Origin of the sequence: Pseudoalteromonas sp. S1727 (assembly GCF_005886375.1) — a bacterium.
Lineage (GTDB): Bacteria > Pseudomonadota > Gammaproteobacteria > Enterobacterales > Alteromonadaceae > Pseudoalteromonas > Pseudoalteromonas haloplanktis.
This window is the reverse complement of sequence record NZ_PNDT01000073.1, coordinates 1-21,970: the sequence shown is the minus strand read 5'-3', so window position 1 is coordinate 21,970 and position 21,970 is coordinate 1. Positions and strand designations below refer to the sequence as shown.

20 protein-coding genes are annotated in these 21,970 nt (G+C 39.5%); 8 read left to right on the top strand and 12 right to left on the bottom strand.

Annotation, left to right across the window (positions count from 1 at the left end; translation table 11 throughout):
- Positions 1 to 114 precede the first annotated feature (114 nt).
- From CWB85_RS15510 to CWB85_RS15500, 3 genes are read right to left on the bottom strand one after another with little or no spacing between them, the layout of a single operon-like run.
- Positions 115 to 1,323 carry an ABC transporter permease subunit gene (locus CWB85_RS15510; protein ID WP_016709668.1) on the bottom strand — a complete coding sequence of 403 codons (1,209 nt, stop codon included), beginning with the start codon at positions 1,321 to 1,323 and terminating at the stop codon, positions 115 to 117.
- Complete coding sequence (locus CWB85_RS15505) at positions 1,316 to 2,104, bottom strand: ABC transporter ATP-binding protein (protein ID WP_138555381.1); 789 nt, start codon at positions 2,102 to 2,104, stop codon at positions 1,316 to 1,318. Before CWB85_RS15505 ends, CWB85_RS15510 begins: the two co-directional genes overlap by 8 nt.
- Complete coding sequence (locus tag CWB85_RS15500) at positions 2,101 to 2,910, bottom strand: DUF3025 domain-containing protein (protein WP_138555380.1); 810 nt, start codon at positions 2,908 to 2,910, stop codon at positions 2,101 to 2,103. Before CWB85_RS15500 ends, CWB85_RS15505 begins: the two co-directional genes overlap by 4 nt.
- Positions 2,911 to 3,018: 108 nt before the next feature.
- On the opposite strand from CWB85_RS15500, the gene CWB85_RS15495 reads away from it, so the two are divergent.
- Both CWB85_RS15495 and CWB85_RS15490 read left to right on the top strand, forming a co-directional pair.
- Positions 3,019 to 4,644 (top strand): M28 family metallopeptidase, encoded by a 1,626-nt coding sequence (locus tag CWB85_RS15495; RefSeq protein ID WP_138555379.1) that lies wholly within the window; start codon positions 3,019 to 3,021, stop codon positions 4,642 to 4,644.
- A 69-nt stretch (positions 4,645 to 4,713) separates the two neighbouring features.
- Positions 4,714 to 5,886 (top strand): putative manganese transporter, encoded by a 1,173-nt coding sequence (locus tag CWB85_RS15490; protein ID WP_138555378.1) that lies wholly within the window; start codon positions 4,714 to 4,716, stop codon positions 5,884 to 5,886.
- A 64-nt stretch (positions 5,887 to 5,950) separates the two neighbouring features.
- Here CWB85_RS15490 and CWB85_RS15485 read toward each other — a convergent pair whose 3' ends face one another.
- The 7 genes from CWB85_RS15485 to seqA form a co-directional block, all read right to left on the bottom strand.
- On the bottom strand, positions 5,951 to 6,310 hold the full coding sequence (locus tag CWB85_RS15485; RefSeq protein ID WP_016709663.1) for a DUF805 domain-containing protein: 360 nt from the start codon (positions 6,308 to 6,310) through the stop codon (positions 5,951 to 5,953).
- Positions 6,311 to 6,441: 131 nt separating this feature from the next.
- Entirely contained in the window at positions 6,442 to 8,007 is a 1,566-nt protein-coding gene (locus CWB85_RS15480; protein WP_138555377.1) for a dihydrolipoyllysine-residue acetyltransferase, read from the bottom strand.
- Positions 8,008 to 8,015: 8 nt separating this feature from the next.
- Positions 8,016 to 8,993: an alpha-ketoacid dehydrogenase subunit beta gene (locus CWB85_RS15475; RefSeq protein WP_016709661.1), complete on the bottom strand. Its 978-nt coding sequence runs from the start codon at positions 8,991 to 8,993 to the stop codon at positions 8,016 to 8,018.
- Positions 8,993 to 10,207, bottom strand: a complete 1,215-nt coding sequence (locus tag CWB85_RS15470) for a thiamine pyrophosphate-dependent dehydrogenase E1 component subunit alpha (protein ID WP_016709660.1) — start codon at positions 10,205 to 10,207, stop codon at positions 8,993 to 8,995. The genes CWB85_RS15475 and CWB85_RS15470 overlap by 1 nt, the downstream gene beginning before the upstream one ends.
- A gap of 248 nt (positions 10,208 to 10,455) precedes the next feature.
- Positions 10,456 to 11,508 carry a succinylglutamate desuccinylase gene (astE, locus tag CWB85_RS15465; protein ID WP_138555376.1) on the bottom strand — a complete coding sequence of 351 codons (1,053 nt, stop codon included), beginning with the start codon at positions 11,506 to 11,508 and terminating at the stop codon, positions 10,456 to 10,458.
- 73 nt (positions 11,509 to 11,581) lie between these two features.
- Positions 11,582 to 13,219: a phosphoglucomutase (alpha-D-glucose-1,6-bisphosphate-dependent) gene (pgm, locus tag CWB85_RS15460; protein WP_138555375.1), complete on the bottom strand. Its 1,638-nt coding sequence runs from the start codon at positions 13,217 to 13,219 to the stop codon at positions 11,582 to 11,584.
- A gap of 10 nt (positions 13,220 to 13,229) precedes the next feature.
- A complete protein-coding gene (gene seqA, locus CWB85_RS15455) occupies positions 13,230 to 13,817 on the bottom strand; it encodes a replication initiation negative regulator SeqA (RefSeq protein ID WP_016709657.1) in 588 nt (195 codons plus the stop codon).
- Between the two features lie 141 nt (positions 13,818 to 13,958).
- Between seqA and CWB85_RS15450 the strand changes: the two genes are divergently transcribed.
- The 5 genes from CWB85_RS15450 to fur all read left to right on the top strand — a co-directional run bounded on the left by CWB85_RS15450 (position 13,959) and on the right by fur (position 16,495).
- Positions 13,959 to 14,723 carry an alpha/beta fold hydrolase gene (locus tag CWB85_RS15450; protein WP_016709656.1) on the top strand — a complete coding sequence of 255 codons (765 nt, stop codon included), beginning with the start codon at positions 13,959 to 13,961 and terminating at the stop codon, positions 14,721 to 14,723.
- A gap of 99 nt (positions 14,724 to 14,822) precedes the next feature.
- Positions 14,823 to 15,044 carry a DUF2788 domain-containing protein gene (locus CWB85_RS15445; protein ID WP_016709655.1) on the top strand — a complete coding sequence of 74 codons (222 nt, stop codon included), beginning with the start codon at positions 14,823 to 14,825 and terminating at the stop codon, positions 15,042 to 15,044.
- Between the two features lie 2 nt (positions 15,045 to 15,046).
- Complete coding sequence (ybfE, locus tag CWB85_RS15440) at positions 15,047 to 15,325, top strand: LexA regulated protein (RefSeq protein ID WP_016709654.1); 279 nt, start codon at positions 15,047 to 15,049, stop codon at positions 15,323 to 15,325.
- A gap of 14 nt (positions 15,326 to 15,339) precedes the next feature.
- On the top strand, positions 15,340 to 15,867 hold the full coding sequence (gene fldA / locus CWB85_RS15435) for a flavodoxin FldA (protein ID WP_016709653.1): 528 nt from the start codon (positions 15,340 to 15,342) through the stop codon (positions 15,865 to 15,867).
- Between the two features lie 187 nt (positions 15,868 to 16,054).
- Entirely contained in the window at positions 16,055 to 16,495 is a 441-nt protein-coding gene (gene fur, locus CWB85_RS15430) for a ferric iron uptake transcriptional regulator (RefSeq protein WP_016709652.1), read from the top strand.
- A gap of 88 nt (positions 16,496 to 16,583) precedes the next feature.
- Here the strand turns inward: fur and glnS are convergent, their stop codons facing one another.
- Positions 16,584 to 18,245 (bottom strand): glutamine--tRNA ligase, encoded by a 1,662-nt coding sequence (gene glnS / locus CWB85_RS15425; RefSeq protein WP_016709651.1) that lies wholly within the window; start codon positions 18,243 to 18,245, stop codon positions 16,584 to 16,586.
- A 414-nt stretch (positions 18,246 to 18,659) separates the two neighbouring features.
- Between glnS and CWB85_RS15420 the strand changes: the two genes are divergently transcribed.
- A complete protein-coding gene (locus tag CWB85_RS15420; RefSeq protein WP_016709650.1) occupies positions 18,660 to 19,730 on the top strand; it encodes a DUF3083 family protein in 1,071 nt (356 codons plus the stop codon).
- Positions 19,731 to 19,734: 4 nt separating this feature from the next.
- Here CWB85_RS15420 and CWB85_RS15415 read toward each other — a convergent pair whose 3' ends face one another.
- On the bottom strand, positions 19,735 to 21,585 hold the full coding sequence (locus CWB85_RS15415) for a GGDEF domain-containing protein (RefSeq protein WP_171039025.1): 1,851 nt from the start codon (positions 21,583 to 21,585) through the stop codon (positions 19,735 to 19,737).
- Positions 21,586 to 21,970: the final 385 nt, after the last annotated feature.

The window sequence follows — 21,970 nt, the reverse complement described above, 5'->3', positions numbered from 1 at the left end:
GTAGTATTTTTGGAAGGATTTAAAGGTGGGGTAAAACTGGCTAGCTTTTGTGCTCAATAAGTAAGCCTGTTTATAAAAGAAATGGCGGTAATACCGCCATTTTTAAGCCTCATACTATCTAAACAATACGGCTTCTTTGTTAAACCATTTAACACAAAATGCCAATAGTGCACCAGCGACAACGACTGTAGCTAAGAAAATTAAGCCTAACAAAGTGTAATCAATAGTACCTTTGATGATTTCTTTGATTGCTAATGCCACATTCGTAACAGGAATAAAAGCTGTTTTAGCATTGAGCTCAATATTAGGTAATAGTGCCACTATGATAGGAAAGATCACCCCCATGCTGAGCGGAGTCATGTAATTTTGTGCCTCTTTAAATGTACGTGCATAAATTGAAATTGCTAATGCAAGGGACGAAAATATAGCGGCAACGGGGAGTAATATTATAAATATTAAAGCAAGATCTAACACCCGCAACGAGCTAAATGCCGTTTTAACAACAGCTAAATCAACAAAAGTGATCGCAATACTGATCCAAATCCCCATACTCAATACGGTGATTGTGGTGGTTGCGATTGACGCTGCCAGCAAAGTTATAAACTTTCCTAAAACTAGTTGCGTACGCGTTATTGGTGTCAGTAGTAACGTTTCTAATGTACCGCGCTCTTTTTCACCCGCGCCTAAGTCTATTGCAGGGTAAGTTGCCCCCATTAACACTAATGGAATAAGTAAATATGGAATAAAGCCACCTATTTTCTCACCTAAATTCTCGCGTTTATCTGCGGTATCAACTTTAACTACCTTAATTGGTGCAATGATGGCTTGTTGCTGCTGCTCATCGATACCATAGCTAAGCAATTTCTGTGCGCGTAAGTTATTACCAAACTCTTCGGCCAACTCTTTTACTCGGTCGAATAAAAAATTGATTGTTTTGGCATCGTTATAAACCACTTGCCACTGGCTTTGCTTCGCATCATCTAGCGTTTGTTTGGCATCCGATGGTAAATAAATCCCCATATCTATAATGCCTGCTTTTACTGCTTCGCTAAGCTCTTCAACGCTTGTAAAGGTCTGTTCACCTTTATAGAGCTCAAAACTTTTATGATAAAACACTTTATCAGTAAATGACTGCGCATATTGACCATTAATTATGGCGTAGGTATGTACTTTTTGCTCTGCCTCAAGGGCTGCTTGTGAGCTAATAAATGCCATAACAGCAAATAGCAGCGGAAAAATTGCAACGGGTAATGCAACGATAAAAATTAAGGTTTTTTTATCTCGCAGTAGTTCTGTTATTTCCTTTTTAAATACTTCAAACATCACTTTTCTCCGTTAGAATGTTCATAAATGCTTGATTCAATTCGTCACTCTTGCCTACTTCTTTAAATTCCTCAAGGCTGCCATCAAAGCAACTTTTCCCTTCGTTAATCACTGCGACACGGTCACACAATAATGCAACTTCGTCTAAGTGATGTGTTGAGAAAATAACGGGGGTGCCCTGCGCTTTTAATCCTTTGATAAAGTTAATCACGGTTTGTGTCGTCATAATGTCTAAACCAGTGGTTGGTTCATCCAGTACCACCACTGCCGGATGATGGACAACAGCACGCGCGATATTCGCTTTTTGCTTCATTCCGGTAGATAAGTTCTCTGCACGTTTATCAATAAAGCTATGCATATCGAGTAAATCAAATAACTCGTCACAGCGAGAGCTAATAGCGGCTTTGCTCATACCATGCAATTTCGCAAAGTATTCAATGTTCTCTTTAACGGTCAAACGGCCATATAAACCGGTACTGCCCGATAAAAAACCGATAGATTTACGGCCAAACAGTGGATTTTTAATGATATTTTCACCACCGATGTGAATGCTTCCAGCATCAGGCTTTAACGCCGTTGAGATCATTCTTAACGTAGTGGTTTTACCTGCCCCATTAGGCCCAAGTAAGCCCAGCACTTCGCCTTGGGCACAGTAGAAGCTAACATCAGTAACTGAATGAAAATAGTCTTTGTCTTCGCGTGGATCAATTTTATCAAGCTTATTTTTTTTATGATCTTTAGTCAGCTTAAATTTCTTTTTAAGCCCTGATACTTCTATCATGTTCGTATCCTTCGTTTCGGTCTAAAGTAATCCGTATTACTATAAAATTCGGGGTTATTGTTGTCATACCAACCAGGCACCCCCAGTAAAGGTAACGGTGAAAGCTGGCTGTTGTCCCTTAAACAGTTATCATGCTTAATCATCTCATAAAGCGTTTGATCAATATACTGATACTGCTGGGTTAAATCTTTACAAAATATGTCATTTGGCACTTTTACAAATAATGCTTTTCCCGTTAAACCAATATACGGTTTAGTTAGCATTTCGTAATTTGCATGACCAAACATAAAGGGCGTAATAGTTTTACCCCATAATGCTCTGTGTTTAACGAATGCGTCTTGCCACTGGTGATTTTTAAGTAACTGCGGCCAAACATCATCACACACCGCAAGTACCACACCACATTCATCAAACAAGGTCAGCGCATTACGGTGCTTTGAGCGCTGCTTTGTACCATGAATAGCAATTTCTTCCACATGGCGTTGATTAATTAACGCTTTAGTTTTCGGAAACAAACACCAAATCAAGCCACCAAATAGATCATGCCAATTTTGCTGGCGCGTAGGCACTTTACCCGTATCAAAAATGATTTGCTCATAGTAGCGCTCTTCCTCACTAAAACAGGCATCGTCCACAAAGCGAATAACTTGCTGGTTCGCATTTTTAGCATCTAAAAAGGATGAAAACCACGTACACGCAGGCCAATCAGGTAAACATTGCAAAGCAAACAATGTATTTAAGTGGTTAAATGCGCCACTTTCTAAGCTGGCGCTATGCCATTGTTCGTGGGGAGTAAAACGCTTCATGAGTATCTTTAGCTTTACAGAAATTTTAGGGGGAGTTTACCGCAAAAACTGGTTCTATTTAATAGAAGTTCTTATACTCAGCACACTTAAAACAAAAAAAGAGCGACTATGAAACGTTATTTTTCTCTTACACTCCTTGCAACATCAGTACTTGCAGGATGTGCAACAACAAGTCTTACCTCTGATGATGTTAGCAAAGGTTATGATTCGATAAATGCTCAACAATTAGCTGAGCATATAAAAGTACTCGCCTCAGATGAATTTGGTGGCCGTGCGCCTTCTTCTAAAGGTGAAGAACTGACACTCGCGTATCTAACAACAGAGTTTAAAAAACTTGGTTTTCAACCTGGTAACGGTGATAGCTTTTTACAAGAAGTGCCGTTAGTTTCTCTAGAAGCTGATTCAGATATGGTACTTAATATTGGCGGAAAAGATTACCAATATAAGAAAGATATGGTCATGGGCAGCAGCCGTATTAGTGAACTACAAAGTATTAAAGACTCTGAGCTTGTTTTTGTCGGTTATGGTGTAAATGCACCAGAATATAACTGGAACGATTATGAAGGCTTAGATGTGAAAGGCAAAACGGTTGTTATGCTGGTTAACGATCCAGGTTTTGCGACAAAAGATCCTGCGCTTTTTACTGGTGACGCCATGACTTACTACGGCCGCTGGACGTACAAATACGAAGAAGCGAGTCGTCAAGGCGCTGCAGGTGCGATTATTATCCATGAAACTGCGCCAGCATCGTATCCTTGGTCTGTAGTAGAAAATTCATGGAGTGGTGAGCAGTTTGGTTTTCAAAAAGAAAATAACAACATGGACAGAGTTGCCGTTGAAGGCTGGGTAACTACAGACGTTGCAAAAGAGTTATTCACTAAGGCGGGGTTAGATTTTGATACAGCTAAAGCCAATGCCGCTAAAGGTGCTTATCATGTTGATATGGGTGATCTAACTGCGTCTGTGGCTGTTAAAAACACCATTAAGAAATCTATTTCGTATAACTTTATCGCCACTTTACCAGGTAGCGAAAAAGCCGATGAGCACATTGTTTATTCAGCTCACTGGGATCACTTAGGCACAGATAAAACCCGCAAAGGTGACCAAATATATAATGGCGCACATGATAACGCCACCGGTACTGCTGGCTTAATTGAAGTTGCAGAAGCGTTCGCAAGCCTACCTAAGCATCCTAGCCGCTCAATGACGTTTTTAGCTGTTACAGCTGAAGAGCAAGGCTTATTAGGCTCGAAGTATTATGCTGCAAACCCTGTAATACCAGCAAATAAAACTGTTGCGAATATCAATATGGACAGCCTAAATTTATTGGGCAAAGTAAAAGATATCAGTGTTGTCGGCCTTGGTAAATCTGAAATGGACACTCTCTTAGAAGTCGCGGCTAAAGCACAAGGTCGTACAGTGTCAGGTGATCCTAAGCCGTCATCAGGGGGTTACTACCGCTCAGATCACTTTGCATTTGCAAATATGGGTATTCCAGCCATGTATGCGGGCGGCGGCAGTGAAGCACTTGATGAAGAAACGGCGAATTACCGCAAACGTATGAGCTTAGTACTTCGTGGTTGCTATCATCAACCATGTGACAGATACCGTGATGAATGGGATTTATCTGGTGCTGTGCAAGACTTACAATTATTTTATCAAGTTGGTTTTGATATTTCAGAGCAAGCAAATTGGCCTACTTGGAATAAAAATTCTGAATTTCAAAGAAAATAATGTAAATGATATTGATTTTCATTTGATTTAAATCTAAAGTGCAACTTAGATAATTTTTAGGTTGCACTTATGTTTTCACTCTCACTTCCCAAAATAAGTTTACCCACTTCCACACAATTTATTATGAGTAATAAACGGCTTTTATTGCCTCTATTTCTGCTAGTCTGTTTAGCGTACCCCCCTATGAGAACACTCACACTCGCAGCAATGAGTGATGCTTTTTTTCAAGTGAGTGTATTTGTTGCAGCCACCTTGTTTATTTATTACTACGTTATCGATCGGCTTCCCAAACTGGAATTGGGTTACTTAAGTCAAAAATCACCGCTATTAGAGGTCAGCTTTGCGTCATTACTCGGTGCATTACCAGGCTGTGGTGGTGCAATAATAGTCGTCACACAATTTACCAAAGGACAAGCTAGCTTTGGCTCTGTCGTAGCAGTGTTAACTGCAACTATGGGAGATGCCGCATTTTTATTATTAGCAACTAAACCTGTTGAAGGGTTACTTATCATGTTTATTGGCCTAAGCGTGGGTATCGTTAGTGGCAGCTTAGTTAATGCACTACATAAGCCTGATCACCTACGACCTGCACAAAATGACTATACGGATGACTGCCTTAGCCAGCCAAGTAAAGCGTTAATAATGAGTAAGTCTATCTGGCAAGTTGTGTTGATCCCGAGTGTAATGATTGCAATTATGATCGCTATTAATACTGACTTTAATAGCTTAAATACCCTGTTGGCAGATTCAATTACGCTGTTTGGTGCGGCTATGGCGCTAGTTGCTGTAGCAACGTGGGCATTCTCTTCTAAAGGGCAAAGCTACCAAGAAGTTACATCTGAAGAAGAGACTATCTCCCCCCCATCAAAGCTGTATAAAGTGCTGCAGGATACTCATTTTGTAACAGCTTGGGTGGTCGCATCATTTATGTTATTTGAAATATTAATTACTTTTGCGGGAGTAGATCTAAAAGCCTGGTTTGCCCATTATGCGTATTTAGCCCCCTTAATTGCCGTAGTGATTGGTTTTTTACCTGGTTGTGGCCCGCAAATAGTTGTTACTACTCTTTATATTCAAGGGATCATTCCATTTAGCGCCCTCGCAGCGAATGCCATATCAAATGATGGCGATGCGCTTTTCCCTGCAATAGCCATGGCACCGCGCGCAGCCTTCGTCGCGACGATATATTCTGCAGTGCCAGCAATACTTGTGGGCTATGGTTTATATTTTTATGGCCTTTAAATTTTGGCTATAAAAAAGCTCAGCAATTGCTGAGCTTAAACATTAAATATGGTGCTAAATACTTTTATGAACTTTGCAAATCAAGCTCTTTTGGATTAGCACCGTGATCGTTTTCACCCTCTTGCGAGTCCTGCGCAAGAAAAATAATCAATACAATCCAACCTACTATTGGCACAAGCCAAAGTAACTGCCACCAGCCAGAACGGTTCGTATCATGAAGACGACGAGCACCTGCACTTAGTTGAGGGATCAATAAAGCCAAGCTATAAATTGTTCCAACAATGGCTGTTCCTGTAAAATAATCGACTGCACCTGTTACAATCGAAAAAATAACATTGAATAAAATAAACATCCAATAAGCTTTACGACGAATACGGCCATTAAAATCGGCGTAACGACGCATTGCTTCCATAAAGTATTCCATATTAACTCCTTAATTTTTTTAATTCCCTGACGGGTGTCGCTTTTTAGAGACAACAACATGATAAAGAAAAAGCAACAATATGAAAACAAAAAACCAGCATTAAGCTGGTTTTAAAATAAGTCTATTTAAAGTTAACTCATTGCCATCATCATTTTGGCTGGGTTCTCTAAATACGACTTCCAGAGGTTATTAAAACGTGCAATTGTGCCACCATCAATCACTCGATGATCGCCAGACCAACTGACTTGCATAATAGCCTTACTTACAACCTGACCTTGCAAATCAAAGCGTGGTAAATGCTGTAACTTACCTAATGCTACAATCGCTACTTCTGGCTTGTTGATAATTGGCGTTGCTATCGTGCCACCAATTGCACCAATATTAGAAATGCTAATAGTACCGGCTTTTAAATCATCCGGAGCAACACGCCCTTCTCTTGCTGCATCCGTTAATCGCGTAACTTCATTCGCCACGTCAACAATACTTTTTGTTTGGCATTGCTTTATATTAGGCACTAGCAAACCGATTTTTGAATCAACCGCCATACCAATATTGTGATCAGCAAAATAAGTAAGCTCAGTACACTCGTCATTTACTTTTGAATTTAAGACTGGAAACTCTTTCATTGCAAGAGATAACGCCTTGATAAAAAACGGCATCATAGTCAATTTAACGCCTTGTTGCTGATACTGCTCTTTAAGCTCAGAGCGCAATCTAATCAACGCCGTTAAATCAATTTCGTCACAAAACGTAAAATGAGGAATAGTACTCACAGACGCCACCATCTGCTTAGCCATCGCAGCCTTGATACCTTTGATTGGCTCAACGCGTATATCACTTTCGATGGAATTGCTTGTATTTACAGCAGCTGTGTCAACTTGCAATGGCGAAGTATCAATACTGTTTGGTACTTCACCTTTAACAAAGCGTTCTATGTCTTCTTTGTAAATACGCCCATTTTTTCCACTGCCAGGAACTGTGGTTAAATCAACATCAAGTTCCCGTGCTTTACGTCGGACTGCAGGTGAAGCAACTGCTTTTTGATTAACTTGTTGCGCGGCTGCTTCTCGCACTGTCGCTTTAGGTTCAACGGCTTTTGTTTGTGCTTTAACGAGTGCGTCACTAACATCAACTTTAGCTGAGTGAGTACCCACGATCGACATTTGAAAAAGTGGTTTATGTACTTGCGCAACATCCCCTTTAGCATAATAAAGTTTTACAACAGTCCCTGTATATTTTGCAGGGATCTGCACCAATGCTTTATCTGTCATTACATCACAAACGGCTTGATCTTCTTCTATAGCATCGCCTTCATTGACTAACCACTCAACAATTTCGCACTCAACAATCCCTTCACCGATATCAGGTAAAATAAAATCTTCGAGTTGCTCAGTTCTGTTGCTGCTAGCTGCTGTTTCACTAGGAGCTACTTGTTGTTCTGGCTCAGCGCTAGTCTCACCCGCCACATCCATTGCAAAAAGCGGCGCATGTACTAAAGCAATATCACCTTTTGCATAATATAGTTTAGTGATAACACCATCATGTACTGCAGGAATTTGCACCAACGCTTTATCTGTCATTACATCGCAAATAGGTTGATCTTCAGTTACTGTGTCACCTTCGGCGACCAGCCACTCAACCACTTCGCATTCAACGATGCCTTCACCGATATCCGGTAAAATAAAATCTTTTGCCATGATAACTCCTAAAATTCGACCGATTGCTTAATTGCAGCGAGTACTTTTAATGCATCCGGTACATATTCTTTTTCAAGCGCTAAAGGATACGGGGTATCTAAGCCACAGACACGTAAAATAGGTGACTCTAAATGTAAGAAGCATTCTTGCTGAATCGTCGCCACGATTTCAGCACCAAACCCATTGGTAATTGGCGCTTCATGGCTAACAATTAAACGCCCTGTTTTGGTTACAGACTTTGCAATAGTTTCCATATCCCACGGTAAAATGCTGCGTAAATCAATTACTTCACAACTGATACCTTGCTCGCTAGCACGTTTTGCAGCATCTTCGATGATCTCCATCTGTGCGCCCCACGCCAGCAGTGTTACATCTGTCCCCTCAGTCACTACTTCAGCTTTACCAAGTTCAATGCTGTAATCTTCTTCTGGTACTTCACCAGTCGATGCACGGTATAATCGTTTCGGCTCAAAGAAAATAACTGGATTATCATCTTTAATCGCAGCACGTAACAAACCTTTTGCTTGGTATGGGTTACGCGGGACCACAATTTTAAGCCCAGGTGTATGCGCAAAATACGCTTCAGGTGATTGTGAGTGATATAATCCCCCCGCTATACCGCCACCGTAAGGAGTACGAATAGTAAGGTTGCCCACATTAAATTCATTACCACTGCGATAACGGAATTTAGCTGATTCATTCACTATTTGGTCAAATGCTGGAAAGATGTAGTCAGCAAACTGAATTTCAGCAAGTGCCGGTGCACCAAATGCAGCTAAGCCATTGGCAAACCCCATAATACCTTGTTCAGTAAGTGGCGTGTTAAATACGCGGTGTTGGCCATATTTTTCTTGTAAGCCTGAGGTTGCACGAAACACACCACCAAAATAGCCCACGTCTTCACCAAAAATACATGCTTGCGGGTGTTCAGCCATGGTGATATCAAGGGCTGAATTAATTGCATGTAACATATTCATTTTAGCCATTACTTAATTCTCCCTGCTGTCACCGGGTAGGCATCTGGGTGTTGCTTAATGTGATTTTTTAATTGCTCATATTGGCGTTGTAATGAAGGAATTGGTGTATCATAAACATCTGATACCAACTCTTCTAAAGGCGGCTTTGCTATTACTTCTGCGCGCTTTAATGCCGCAAGAATATCTTCACGAATTGTTTCTTTCGCTTTAACGTCTTCTTCTTCATTAAGCCAGTTTTGTTTCACTAACCATTTACGAAAGCGCTCAATTGGACATGCCTGGTAATTCGCTTCTTCATCTTTTGAGCGATAGCCGCTTGGATCATCTGATGTTGAATGCGCACCTAAACGATATGCAATAGATTCAATGAGTACTGGCTCGCCAGTCGTGGTGGCAATATCTCGTGCTTTTTTTGTGGCTGCATAAACTGCAAGAGCGTCGGCTCCATCAACACGGATCGTTTTAATACCATACCCCACACCGCGAGATGCAATACCATCGCCTTTAAACTGCTCATCTGCCGGAGTAGAAATTGCATAGCCGTTGTTGCGGGCAAAAAATATAACAGGAGATTTGTGTACCGCAGCCATATTTAAGCCTGCATGGAAGTCACCTTCCGATGCGGCACCTTCACCAAAATAACAAATAGTGATGTTATCAATTGCTGAATTTAACTCACCAGTTTGGGGGTCAATATGCTTAATTTTTTGGCCATAAGCATAACCGGTCGCTTGTGGGATTTGCGTACCAAGTGGAGACGAAATGGTCATATAATTAAGCGCAGCACTACCATAATGAATTGGCATTTGGCGGCCTTTACCGAGATCACGCTCATTTGAAAACATTTGATTCATAAACTGATCTAGGGTAAATCCACGATAATGTAACGCAGCTTGCTCACGGTATTGCGCCATGATCATATCATCTTGATCAAGTGCAGCAGCGGATGCAGTAACCGCAGCCTCTTCACCCAAACATTGCATATAAAAGCTTACACGGCCTTGACGTTGAGCTGCCTGCATACGCTCATCAAGCGCACGAATAAATCGCATGGTTTCGTATAATCGCAGCGCAGTGCTTTCATCTATATCAGGGGCTGTTGCACCGTGGTGGATATCGCCATCCTCGTTTAAAATACTCAAGGTCGGAATATTCAGCGCATGACCGTCAATAAATTCAAGATCGTGACTGATATTCAGCGATACGTTATTTGGATTACTCATAACCTACCTTCTTTCGTTGTCAAAACAGTGCAAATCGCTTGTTATTATTGATGAATTCTGCTGGTTAAAGTTTGCAGAAATTACACTGTATTTAAATTAAATCTGTCGACACTTTACGTTAACGTAAGATGTTATTCAACTAATCATAGACGAAACAAACTGAATTGGCGAGATAGGGACTGGAAAGTTAACTATACAATAAAATAAAGGCTTTACAATCATATAGTTAACCTATTTTATGGCGCTATTTAAATAATATTGTCTGTTAAGTGTAATGGGATTACTGTCAATAAAGCACGTTGTCCTAAAGCAACATCTGCGTTAGGAAATATAATTGCTTCCCCTTCAACATCAGCGTAGTAACATAGGTCGCCATCGGTTGCTAACAACTCGCCCTTACTAAAGCCAGTAAAGTTTTCTGCATCATCAGAGAAAGGAAAGGAAAAGTTATGTGCCGTACGATTAATTGACCTATGAACCTCGAACAGTTCAAAATCATTTGCATTAAAATCTTTATATGAAACTTCATTTTGACTAATTAATGCAGATAACGTGTCGCGAGTTTTAGCAAAGCGGCTCATGTCATTTTCACCAAATGGTTTAACTTGCCCTAACTCTACCGTAAATGAATCAGCATTGTGCACGAACGATGAATAATAACTAAATGTTGTTGCTGCGGATTTCATCATCAGCACGGTATTGACACCACAACTTAATAAAAATTGTAGCTGTGATTTTTTCCATGGCTTCCCATGTAAAAATGGATAAACTGCAAATTTGTCATTTTTTGAGCCACGAATGGCAGTGTGTAGATCATAATGACAGCGAATACGATCTTCCCCTCCCCGGTTAAAAAAGTCACTTACATAGCCTTCTAACTTTGCGGCACGCTCACGTTCTCTATTCATTTCAATACCATCAACAGTATGATGACCATTAAACAAACGGTTTAAATTTTCTTCGACAAAGCGTTTATCAATATTGATTGATTGCGGGTTGCCATAGATAAACAGCACCCTTTGCATTAACACCAACTCGCCGGTGATTATCTGCTTAATAAGCTCATCACAAATTTCAATAGGGGCAGTCTCATTACCATGAATAGCACTCGACAGTACGATATCTTTCGTGCTCACTGATTGCGGTTGGAACTCTATAACACCTGTATCATGTACATTAACTTGGGTACCGTTCGCTAATGTAAATTCACTAGGCGCTAAGTACCACTCATTAGCACGGCTAAGGGTTAAAAAGTCACCGGTTTGTTTTAAATCATTAATATAGTGTGTTGTGGCTGACATTAAAATCGCCTTTTGTGTGGAGTAAATACAAAAACGGCTGAATAAATCAGCCGTTTCTTTAACAAATTGATGATTAGCTGATCACTGAATCAACTAATTTTTTAGCTTCTTTTTCAAGTAATGCTAAGTGCGCTTCACCTTTGAATGACTCAAGGTAAATTTTATATATATCTTCTGTTCCAGAAGGACGTGCTGCGAACCAGCCATTTTCCGTAACGACTTTTAAACCCCCAATTGCTGCATTGTTACCAGGTGCATGGGTTAGCTTTTGTAAAATTGGCTCACCAGCTAATGTATCAGCAGTAACGTCTTTAGCACTAAGCGCTTTGAGACGATCTTTTTGCACAGCATTTGCTGGCGCATCAATACGTTTATAAATTGGCGCACCAAATTCTTGCTCAAGTTCTTTATAAAGAGCAGAGGGTGTCTTACCAGTAACAGCTAAAATTTCAGCTGCTAATAAGCCCATAATAAAACCATCTTTGTCAGTATCCCACACCGTTCCATCAAAACGTAGGAATGACGCCCCTGCGCTTTCTTCACCACCGAATGCGAGTGTTCCCGTGCTCAAGCCTTCAACAAACCACTTGAAACCGACGGGCACTTCTTGTACTTGGCGATTATTACGAGCAACCACTCTGTCAATCATGGCACTTGAAACAAGCGTCTTACCAATTTGCACATCCTTGGACCAATTACGATGATTTAATAAATAATCAATCGCCACCGCTAAAAAGTGATTCGGATTCATTAAGCCATCCGGGGTTACAATACCATGGCGGTCATAATCAGGGTCATTACCGATACCAAGGTCAAAATCGTCTTTGAGGGCAATAAGATTTGCCATTGCATAAGGAGATGAACAATCCATGCGGATTTTACCGTCTTTATCCAAAGGCATAAAGGCAAAGCGTGGATCAACTTGATTATTTACGACCGTTAAGTCTAAATTAAATTTTTTGGCGATAACTGGCCAAAAGTTAATACCTGAACCACCTAATGGATCAATCCCAATTTTTATTTTTGCTTTGCTTATCGCTGCAACATCGACCACATTTATTAAATCTTCAATGTATGGTGTCATTAAATCTTGGTATTTTATAAAACCAGAGCGCGATGCTTTAGCAAATGGAAACAGTTCAACTTCAACTAAGTCTTCAAGTAATAATTGATTTGCTCTATCTTCAATCCATTTAGTGACATCTGTATCAGCTGGACCGCCATTAGGTGGGTTATATTTAAAGCCACCGTCTTCAGGTGGGTTATGTGAAGGAGTAACAACAATCCCATCGGCAAGTTCATGAGGATGCAATTTGTTATGACAAACAACAGCATGACTAATTACCGGGGTCGGTGTAAAGTCATCATTTTCTTGAGTGATCACTTGCACTTCATTAGCAACCAACACTTCAATAGCTGAATTATACGCGGCTTCACTTAATGCATGGGTATCTTTACCTAAATAAAGCGGGCCAAAAATATTATTTTGCTTTCGGTAGTCACAAATTGCTTGAGTAATGGCGAGGATATGAGATTCATTGAATTTCACATCATACGAACACCCTCGGTGACCTGAGGTACCAAAGGCAACACAATGTTCAGGATTCTGCTCTAAATCGGGTTCATTTAAATAATAAGCCGACACTAATTTTGGTACATTTACTAAATCTGATTGTGTTGCAGGTTTCCCTGCACCGGAATGAATCGCCATTACATTTCCTTTATAAGTAGTCTCGAATTTTTTCAGCTTGTTCAGCGCTATAACCTAAGCCAAGCGCCACTTCATGTAGCATCATTTTCTTACGGGTAGTATTTGAATTAGTCATGACCCAATATTCACTATCCGTGATATTTTTTGGATTCATGCTACTACCACTATTTACCAGTGCTTCTTTACTAGTTGCAAAGTAAACACGATCACGCCCTTGTACATCAAGCACTGCCGAAAAATCGGCTTTATGGGTGCGATGTAACGCAGAAAGGATAAACAAAAAGCGCCCTACGACCCCTTTTTGCATCGCCAGCTCTTCTTTATTCAGTATATTAAAAACATTTGCACGCTGAGGCGTGACAGCTACTGGCTTTTTAGTATCTGTTACCGAAGTCGTATCAGATGACTGTATATTTGAGGCAGCATCAGCTTTCTTTGCTGGTGCTGTAGGGCTCTGTGGTTTTTCTGTTACGACTAAATCATTCTCGTCGTGAATATTTAACAAACGACGTAAAATAGTTGAAGCGCTTTCGCCTATACTTTGTGTATTACTTGCAATGTATTGATATAACTCGTCGTCTATGTCAATTTTTTTCATGTTATTCCTGTCGTTACGGGTCACATTTTTTTATTCCTTTGAGATTATACCCAAACCTGATTTAATTCTCTATGTTTTGCAATTTGTTATTTCACTAGGCAAACTAAGCGCACTTTTGATTAAATATTTTTGGATACGTTGATGTTGTTAAATTACAAACAAACGGGCCAAGGCCCACATGTAATTTTGATCCATGGCTTATTTGGTTCACTGGAAAACCTAAATGTTATTGCTAAATCATTAGCCGAAAATTTTACAATAACCAATATTGATCTACGTAATCATGGTCAGTCACCACACAGTGACGTAATGGACTACCCAAGCATGGCAGCCGACGTACTGAATTTAATGGCCCATTTATCCATCAATAAAGCTCACTTAGTCGGTCACTCTATGGGCGGCAAAGTGGCTATGCAAATTGCACATTTAAACCCCGAAGTAGTCAATAAACTCGTGGTATTAGATATTGCACCTGTGGCATACAAAAGTCGCCACAACGATATTATTGCGGCGTTAAAACGCGTACAACAACACGCTGTTAATGACCGTAAACAGGCCGACACACTCATGGAACCGCTCATCCCTGAGTTAGGTGTTCGCCAGTTTTTATTAAAAAGCTACGCAAAAGACCAACATGGCCAATTGCAATGGCGATTTAATTTAGCTGCTTTGAGTGAAAAATATAGTAATATACTAGCAAATATTAAAGCAAATGATTCTTGTTTATGCGATACTTTGTTTATCAAAGGGAACGATTCTGACTATATATTGCCTGAATACCGTGATGCAATTATGGCGCAATTTAAAAATGCCCAAGCAAAAGTTATACATGGTGCGGGCCATTGGTTACATGCACAAAAACCAGCGGCGGTTAATAAGTCAATCAGTGCATTTTTAATGGCATAATAAAGCTAAATTTAATCCACTATTTTTGACTACGCGCACTAAATTATTGCGATTTTATATGCTATAGTACGCGCCGTTTAATTTAAAGGTTATACGTTGATGGTCAGTCAGTTAATTAACGAATTTGATACCCTTGGGTTGTATTTTGGCTTAGCCGGTGTGTTCTTTTTTATTGGTATGGCTATTCAAGATGTACTTAAAAAAGGCAATGTACCTAAGTTTGGCCGCTATATTGTATGGCTTGTACTATTTTTAGGGTGCTCTGGTTTTATCGCTAAAGGACTTATTCAAGTGTTTTGGCAAGGTGCGGGTGTGGGTTAACCATGGCTAAATCTGAAACCGATAGAACAACACTCGATTTATTTGAATACGAAAAGCGCCCCGGCAGACCGAAAACGAATCCCCTTCCGAGGGAAGTTCAGTTAAAGGTAAATAAACGTAATCAAATAAAAAGAGATAAAGCACGTGGTTTAAAGCGTGTGGAATTTAAAGTTTCATCGCAGTTGTATCAAGCGTTAAGCGATATGGCCGATGCACAGAATATTAGCCGTAGTGCGCTGATTGAAACTATTTTACAAGAAAGATTGGCTATTGATAGATAAAAGGTTTTAAATTCATGGCAAGTGTAGGTATTTTTTTCGGAAGTGACACAGGTAACACAGAGCACGTAGCTAAAATGATCCAAAAAGAGTTGGGTAAAAAGCTTGTGGCTGTACATGATATTGCTAAAAGCTCTAAAGAAGAGATAGCAGAATTTGATTTAATCTTATTTGGCATCCCGACTTGGTATTATGGTGAAGCGCAATGTGATTGGGATGATTTTTTCCCAGAACTTGAAGAAATTGATTTTGAAGGCAAACTTGTTGCTATCTTTGGCTGTGGCGATCAAGAAGACTATGCTGAATACTTCCTCGATGCAATGGGAATGATAAATGATATCGTTACAGAGCGTGGTGCAATTGTTGTAGGTCATTGGCCTACCGAAGGTTATGATTTTGAAGCATCTAAAGGCATGGCTGATGATACCCACTTTGTTGGATTAGGTATTGATGAAGACCGTCAACCAGAGCTTACTGAACAACGCGTAAAAGCGTGGTCTGCACAAGTATATGAAGAAATGTGTTTAAGTGAACTTGCTGATTAAATGCACTTTATTGCTAGATTTTGCTTAAAATAGTAGCACTTGATTGCCAAATGCACTTTTTATAAGTAATTCTAGCAATTGATCTTTGCACTTAATGACTAGGCACGTTATTCTTATCATTGCTAATGTGTCGTGTGCATCTTTGTAAGGTGTCTAGTATAACCAAATTTAATTGAGACAGATTTTAATGACTGATCATAACTTGGAATTAAAAAAAGCCGGTTTAAAAGTAACTTTACCGCGTATTAAAATTTTAGAGATTTTGCAATCTCCAGATAACCAACACATCAGCGCTGAAGATGTTTACAAAATTCTTTTGGATTTAGGTGAAGAAATTGGCCTTGCTACTGTGTATCGTGTACTTAACCAATTTGATGATGCTGGTATTGTTAGCCGTCACCACTTTGAAGGCGGTAAATCAGTATTTGAACTCTCTGGTAGCACCCATCATGATCACTTAGTATGTTTAAAATGCGGTAAAGTGATCGAATTTGAAGATGATATCATTGAAAATCGTCAGCTAGAAATTTCAAAAGAAAATGGCATTAAGCTGACCAATCACTCTCTTTACCTATATGGTGAGTGTACTGATACAGCTGCATGTAAAGCGTTTGCTGATAGCCAATAATCTATTAGCTATGAATAAAAAAAACCTGCAATATGCAGGTTTTTTTATGTTTGTTAATTATCCCCTTGGTATAAAAGGATAAAAATAATTATTGTTGAGTTTTAGTCCATGAATCACGTAAACCAACCGTTTGATTAAATACCAGAGTATCTGATTTCGTGTCACGGCTGAAATACCCAGTTCGCTCAAACTGAAAACCTTGTGCCGGTGCTGCGTTAGCAAGTGCAGGCTCAAGTTTAGCATTTGTTAAAACTATCAATGAATCTGGATTCAATGTAGAAGAAAAATCTTCTGCAGCAGCAGGATTTGGTACGTTAAACAAACGGTCATACAAACGGACTTCTGCAGTAATTGACTCACTAGCTGAAACCCAGTGGATAACGCCCTTCACTTTTCGGCCATCACTTGGATTTTTACCCAAAGTCTCAGGATCATAACTACAGAAGATTGTTGCGATTTCACCATGTTCGTCTTTTTCAACACGCTCTGCTTTGATAACATAAGCACCACGTAAACGTACTTCTTTGCCTAGTACCAAACGTTTAAACTTATTATTTGCTTCTTCTTTAAAATCTTCACGTTCAATGTAAATTTCACGGGTAAACGGTACATCGCGTCGGCCCATGCTTTCATCATTAGGATGGTTGGCAACCGATAACGTTTCAACAGTCTCAGCGTCATAGTTTTCAATGATCACTTTAACAGGATCAAGCACAGCCATTGCTCGCGGAGCATGTTCATTTAGATCTTCACGGATACAGGCTTCAAGCATGCCCATTTCAACCATGTTTTCTTGCTTGGTTACACCTATACGAGCACAAAATTCACGTATTGATGCCGGTGTATAACCACGGCGACGTAAACCTGCTATCGTTGGCATTCGCGGATCATCCCAGCCTTCAACATGGCCGTTCACAACTAGGTCGTTTAGCTTGCGCTTAGACATGATAGTGTATTCAAGATTTAAACGCGAAAACTCTATTTGTTGTGGATGACATTCAAGACTGATGTTGTCGAGTACCCAATCATACAAGCGACGGTTGTCTTGAAACTCTAACGTACATAATGAATGCGTAATACCTTCCAGCGCATCAGAAATACAGTGCGTAAAGTCATACATCGGGTATATACACCACTTATCACCTGTTTGGTGATGATGAGCAAAACGAACACGATAGAGAATAGGATCACGCAGCACCATAAATGAGCTAGCCATATCTATTTTTGCACGAAGAACGCACTCACCTTCTTTGAATTCACCAGCACGCATTTTTTCAAATAATGCTAAATTCTCTGAAGGGCTCGTATCACGAGTCGGGCTATTCTTACCAGGCTCCTTTAATGTACCTCGGTACTCTCGTGCTTGATCTGCCGATAAAAAGCAGACATAAGCTAGCCCTTTATTGATAAGCTCAACAGCATATTCATAAAGGGTATCGAAATAATTGGACGAATACTTTATTTCACCATCCCAGTTAAAGCCTAACCACTGAACATCTTCTTTAATAGAGTTAACGTAGTTAATATCTTCTTTTTCAGGGTTAGTATCATCAAAACGTAGATTACATTGACCACTGTAGTCCTGCGCGATACCAAAATTTAAACAAATTGATTTAGCATGTCCAATATGTAAAAAACCATTTGGCTCAGGTGGAAAACGAGTATGTGTAGACGCATGTTTACCTGATGCTAAGTCTTCATCAATACGCGTTCTTATAAAGTTACTTGGGCGATTCTCAATTTCCGCCATAGGAGTATAATCCTCTGAATAGTGCATGGTGACAAAACTATTGCATTATACCCAAACCACCCCAAGATGCGAGTTTCAGTTGGAATTAAAAGCGATTTAGGCAAGGCATTGATCGCAAATAGATAGTGGTTCTAGTGGTAAAATCAATAACGCAGTATAAATCGCTTTTAACCCAACCCGTTGGGCGCTTCGCATATTGAGGTGGCTTGGGCATATTATAAAAACGAACCTTAACATACAGTAATAGATCTGGGCGTATTACATAGAGTGTCGTTGTATAAAATTACAAGTGGATAAATTCGCTGTAGTCACAATAATTTAATGACTTAGCGATGATAAATTGTTCTAGCGCAATAAAATAGTCATGCAATCGAGGTACAGTGCCCGCATTCGACTTATTTTAAGGATAAAGCTATGGTTTCACTTTCACAGCACCGTGTATATATTCCAACAACTGCCCGCGCTAACCAATATATACTAGCTGAATTTATACCCAGCGAGTCATTATATGCGCGCTTTAGTACTCTAGAGCAATGCTATGAACGACTTGCACGGCAGCTATTTTCATCCTGTGATGAATATGAGCTGCATAATGTGCATTTGATAGCAAATGACAAGTTACCTATTGTTCGTTTTCATGAAGAATCTTATTGTTTGCAGACAGCAAAGCAAATTCTATTTTTTTATAACCCTCGTTATCACGAAGCACATAAATGCATTTATGATAGTAACCAACCGAGTAAGAAAATTCGCTTGCTGTTTCTTGCCACAGGGGAGGATCTTCGTGCTAACGCAGCTGTTTTTCATAGCCGTGTAAAAAAAGTACTGGCACATTTACAGGACACTTTACTCGTTGATGAACCTAGTATCAAAATACGTGATCACCAACATTTAACCTATGACTTATTCGCCAAAGCAAAAGGGTGTAAAGAAAGTTATGGCTATAAACTTCGTGGTTTATACCAACGTTATCAAAGTCGCCAATGTTTACTGCCGACAGAGCATAATGAAATAACCTATACGACTTTTTCAGTCCCTATCACTCGCTCCCTTAAAACTCAATTTCATCATCTCTTAAACGGTCCAAACTATAGTGAGTTTTATCAACATTTTTATGACGCGTTTATTGAGCAATGCGCGGCCAAAAACCTCCAACTAGCTGCAATGGTTGCCAACGGTACGATGCCAATTATTCGTAATAGCAAAACAGATAACAATGACGGAAATCAAGAGTTACAAAAGTTGAGTTTCGCTACTGATACACAAACAACGCAATACAGTCATTACTGGCATGATGAAAAACTAGTTGAGTCACTACATTTTGTTATTGTGGCGAGTGAAAAAGATGAACAAGGTGTAGGCCATGGCCGTTTTATGAACCAAGTTGAAAGTATGATCCGCACACTAATTGAACCATTAGCAATCAATAAAGAACGCCAAGATATTACCGTGCGATTTTTCCAACATATAAACCATTACTTGTAATAACCTAACTGCAAACCTTATCCCTGCCAGTATTTTTGGCATGGTAAAGGTTTGTATCAGCAACTTTTAATAGCCCGTTCAAGGTCTGCCCTACTGTCATTTGCGCAACCCCTGCACTACTGGTTAAATTAATTTTTTTATCCGTTAAACTTAATGACTTTAAAGTAATGCATAAAGCACTTATAAAATCATGCCCTTGTTGTAACGTTAGATCTGGCATGACAACAATAAATTCTTCACCACCAAACCGTGCAAACTGGTGCTGTGTATTAGCGAGTTGTTGTTCTAAGAACGTGGTAAAACCAATCAGTGCTTGATCGCCAATGGCATGACCATGCAGGTCGTTGACTTGTTTAAAATGATCTATATCTAGAATCGAAACCGAAAAATCCCGTTGTTTATCAATTAACTGCTGAGAAATAAAATCAAGAATATAACGTCGATTATGTGCACCTGTTAACGGATCGGTATTTGCTCTATGTTGGCTTCGCAAGTACGCTCGGCGTTGATTGAGTGCAAAAATAGTTACACTCAATATAACCAATAATCCGATAATAGAGTAAGCTGTTTGTAATTGCCCTTCTTTCGCTAGTTTATCGAGCGTTATTTGTTGCAGCTTTAGCTTCTCTTCAGCCAGCTGAAGCTTAATATCTTGTTGTGTAGATTCAAACCGTGAACGGGCCTCTTGCTCAAGTTTTTGTTGGGTTGATTCTTTCGCTTCATCATTTAACTTAACCAGTAATTTAAGTGCGGCGACAGCATCAGCAAAACGCCCCAATTGCTCTAAACTTTGTGCTTTTAATGTAAGTGTTTGGCGACTATAACGATTATTAAGCGGTCTATCATAGTCCTGTAAAAGTAATTCTGCTTCAAGAATATAGTCTAACGCTTGCTCAGGTTGTTTTAGTGCCAAAAAAGCGGTAGCGAAGTTATTGTTAAGCGCGATGATATGCGCAGGGTTCATAATCACTCTGTTGACGTAGCTTTTAGCTAGATATAATAACTGCAGAGCTTCATTATAATTTGCTTGTTGTAATGCAACTATCGCTTTACCTGCAGGCGCCCAAAATAAATAACGGGGTACTTTTACTTCAGCAGATAAGCTGATCATGTCATCATAACAACGTGTTGCTAAAGTAAGTTTTTCAGCTCGAGCGTAGCTTAAACACAAGGTGTGGAGCGCAGGTAAACCATTCACTACATCATTACTTTTATTCGCTATATCTCGCGCCAGCACGGCATATTGTAACCCTTGTTCATATAGTTGCATGTTCGTATAATAGGCAGCTAAACTGGTATAAACATATAACATGGTCGTTGCTGACATATTCGTTGTTTTAGCTTCAATGTACGCATTCTCAATAAGTTGTATCGAACGCGTATACTCCTCTTGCCAGAGTAATAAAGTTCCTTCTATTGTTTTTGCCTGAACTAACATTTGAGGATCATTACTGTCTTGAAAAGCGGCCTGTGCAAAACGAATTTGTTTAAGCGCATCAGGTAACTTAGCTTCTTCTAAAGAAAGAATACTGCGATACATTAACCAATAGCCTAAGATCCAGTTATCTTGTTCAGGAAGCTGTTGGCGAGCAAGCTTGAAACTAGCTTGTGCACGCTTTGTATCACCCTGAAATAAATACAAACGCGCTAGCAAAGTATTATTATAAGCGTGTTCTGTCTGACTAAGGCTATGCTTAGACTGCGCAAGGGTTAGCTGCTCTAGTAACTTATTTGGTTCAGTTAGTGCACGTTGTTCTGTTTCTAAAAATGCGATGCGAATAGAGGAGCTGGCTGCATTTATACTCTGAGAGAGAAAAACACATATTACACAGACTATAAAATTAATTATTCGCATTACTAGTAGTTTCTTAGAATTTAATAAACAGTTGCTCATTATAACGGCAGTTATAATTATTACCAGTAACCTTTATCGAAACATTAACCGGTAATTTGATAACAACCATGTAATTAATTGCAGGTAAAAAAGTGTTCCGAGTTTCAAATTTTACATTTTTATTCGAACATTATTAACATTGCATGTATTTAATTAAGTGCGCAAGGCTCTTATACTAATCGACTTAAATATTTAACCATTCTAGCGGGCTAAATAAAGCGCTAACTGCGTTATAAATTTTCATGTAGAACAACTACATGTCAAAATTTATGCCTTGTTATCACTCCATTTATCTGTCGCTATAAATGGTCAGTAACTTAACACGATTGTTATAAGTTGTATTATT

What these genes read in the sequence shown, in the direction of transcription:
- CWB85_RS15510 (WP_016709668.1), bottom strand. Translation starts at nt 1,323, where the DNA reads ATGTTTGAAGTATTTAAAAAGGAAATAACAGAACTACTGCGAGATAAA.
- CWB85_RS15505 (WP_138555381.1), bottom strand. Translation starts at nt 2,104, where the DNA reads ATGATAGAAGTATCAGGGCTTAAAAAGAAATTTAAGCTGACTAAAGAT.
- CWB85_RS15500 (WP_138555380.1), bottom strand. Translation starts at nt 2,910, where the DNA reads ATGAAGCGTTTTACTCCCCACGAACAATGGCATAGCGCCAGCTTAGAA.
- CWB85_RS15495 (WP_138555379.1), top strand. Translation starts at nt 3,019, where the DNA reads ATGAAACGTTATTTTTCTCTTACACTCCTTGCAACATCAGTACTTGCA.
- CWB85_RS15490 (WP_138555378.1), top strand. Translation starts at nt 4,714, where the DNA reads ATGTTTTCACTCTCACTTCCCAAAATAAGTTTACCCACTTCCACACAA.
- CWB85_RS15485 (WP_016709663.1), bottom strand. Translation starts at nt 6,310, where the DNA reads ATGGAATACTTTATGGAAGCAATGCGTCGTTACGCCGATTTTAATGGC.
- CWB85_RS15480 (WP_138555377.1), bottom strand. Translation starts at nt 8,007, where the DNA reads ATGGCAAAAGATTTTATTTTACCGGATATCGGTGAAGGCATCGTTGAA.
- CWB85_RS15475 (WP_016709661.1), bottom strand. Translation starts at nt 8,993, where the DNA reads ATGGCTAAAATGAATATGTTACATGCAATTAATTCAGCCCTTGATATC.
- CWB85_RS15470 (WP_016709660.1), bottom strand. Translation starts at nt 10,207, where the DNA reads ATGAGTAATCCAAATAACGTATCGCTGAATATCAGTCACGATCTTGAA.
- astE (WP_138555376.1), bottom strand. Translation starts at nt 11,508, where the DNA reads ATGTCAGCCACAACACACTATATTAATGATTTAAAACAAACCGGTGAC.
- pgm (WP_138555375.1), bottom strand. Translation starts at nt 13,219, where the DNA reads ATGGCGATTCATTCCGGTGCAGGGAAACCTGCAACACAATCAGATTTA.
- seqA (WP_016709657.1), bottom strand. Translation starts at nt 13,817, where the DNA reads ATGAAAAAAATTGACATAGACGACGAGTTATATCAATACATTGCAAGT.
- CWB85_RS15450 (WP_016709656.1), top strand. Translation starts at nt 13,959, where the DNA reads ATGTTGTTAAATTACAAACAAACGGGCCAAGGCCCACATGTAATTTTG.
- CWB85_RS15445 (WP_016709655.1), top strand. Translation starts at nt 14,823, where the DNA reads ATGGTCAGTCAGTTAATTAACGAATTTGATACCCTTGGGTTGTATTTT.
- ybfE (WP_016709654.1), top strand. Translation starts at nt 15,047, where the DNA reads ATGGCTAAATCTGAAACCGATAGAACAACACTCGATTTATTTGAATAC.
- fldA (WP_016709653.1), top strand. Translation starts at nt 15,340, where the DNA reads ATGGCAAGTGTAGGTATTTTTTTCGGAAGTGACACAGGTAACACAGAG.
- fur (WP_016709652.1), top strand. Translation starts at nt 16,055, where the DNA reads ATGACTGATCATAACTTGGAATTAAAAAAAGCCGGTTTAAAAGTAACT.
- glnS (WP_016709651.1), bottom strand. Translation starts at nt 18,245, where the DNA reads ATGGCGGAAATTGAGAATCGCCCAAGTAACTTTATAAGAACGCGTATT.
- CWB85_RS15420 (WP_016709650.1), top strand. Translation starts at nt 18,660, where the DNA reads ATGGTTTCACTTTCACAGCACCGTGTATATATTCCAACAACTGCCCGC.
- CWB85_RS15415 (WP_171039025.1), bottom strand. Translation starts at nt 21,585, where the DNA reads ATGCGAATAATTAATTTTATAGTCTGTGTAATATGTGTTTTTCTCTCT.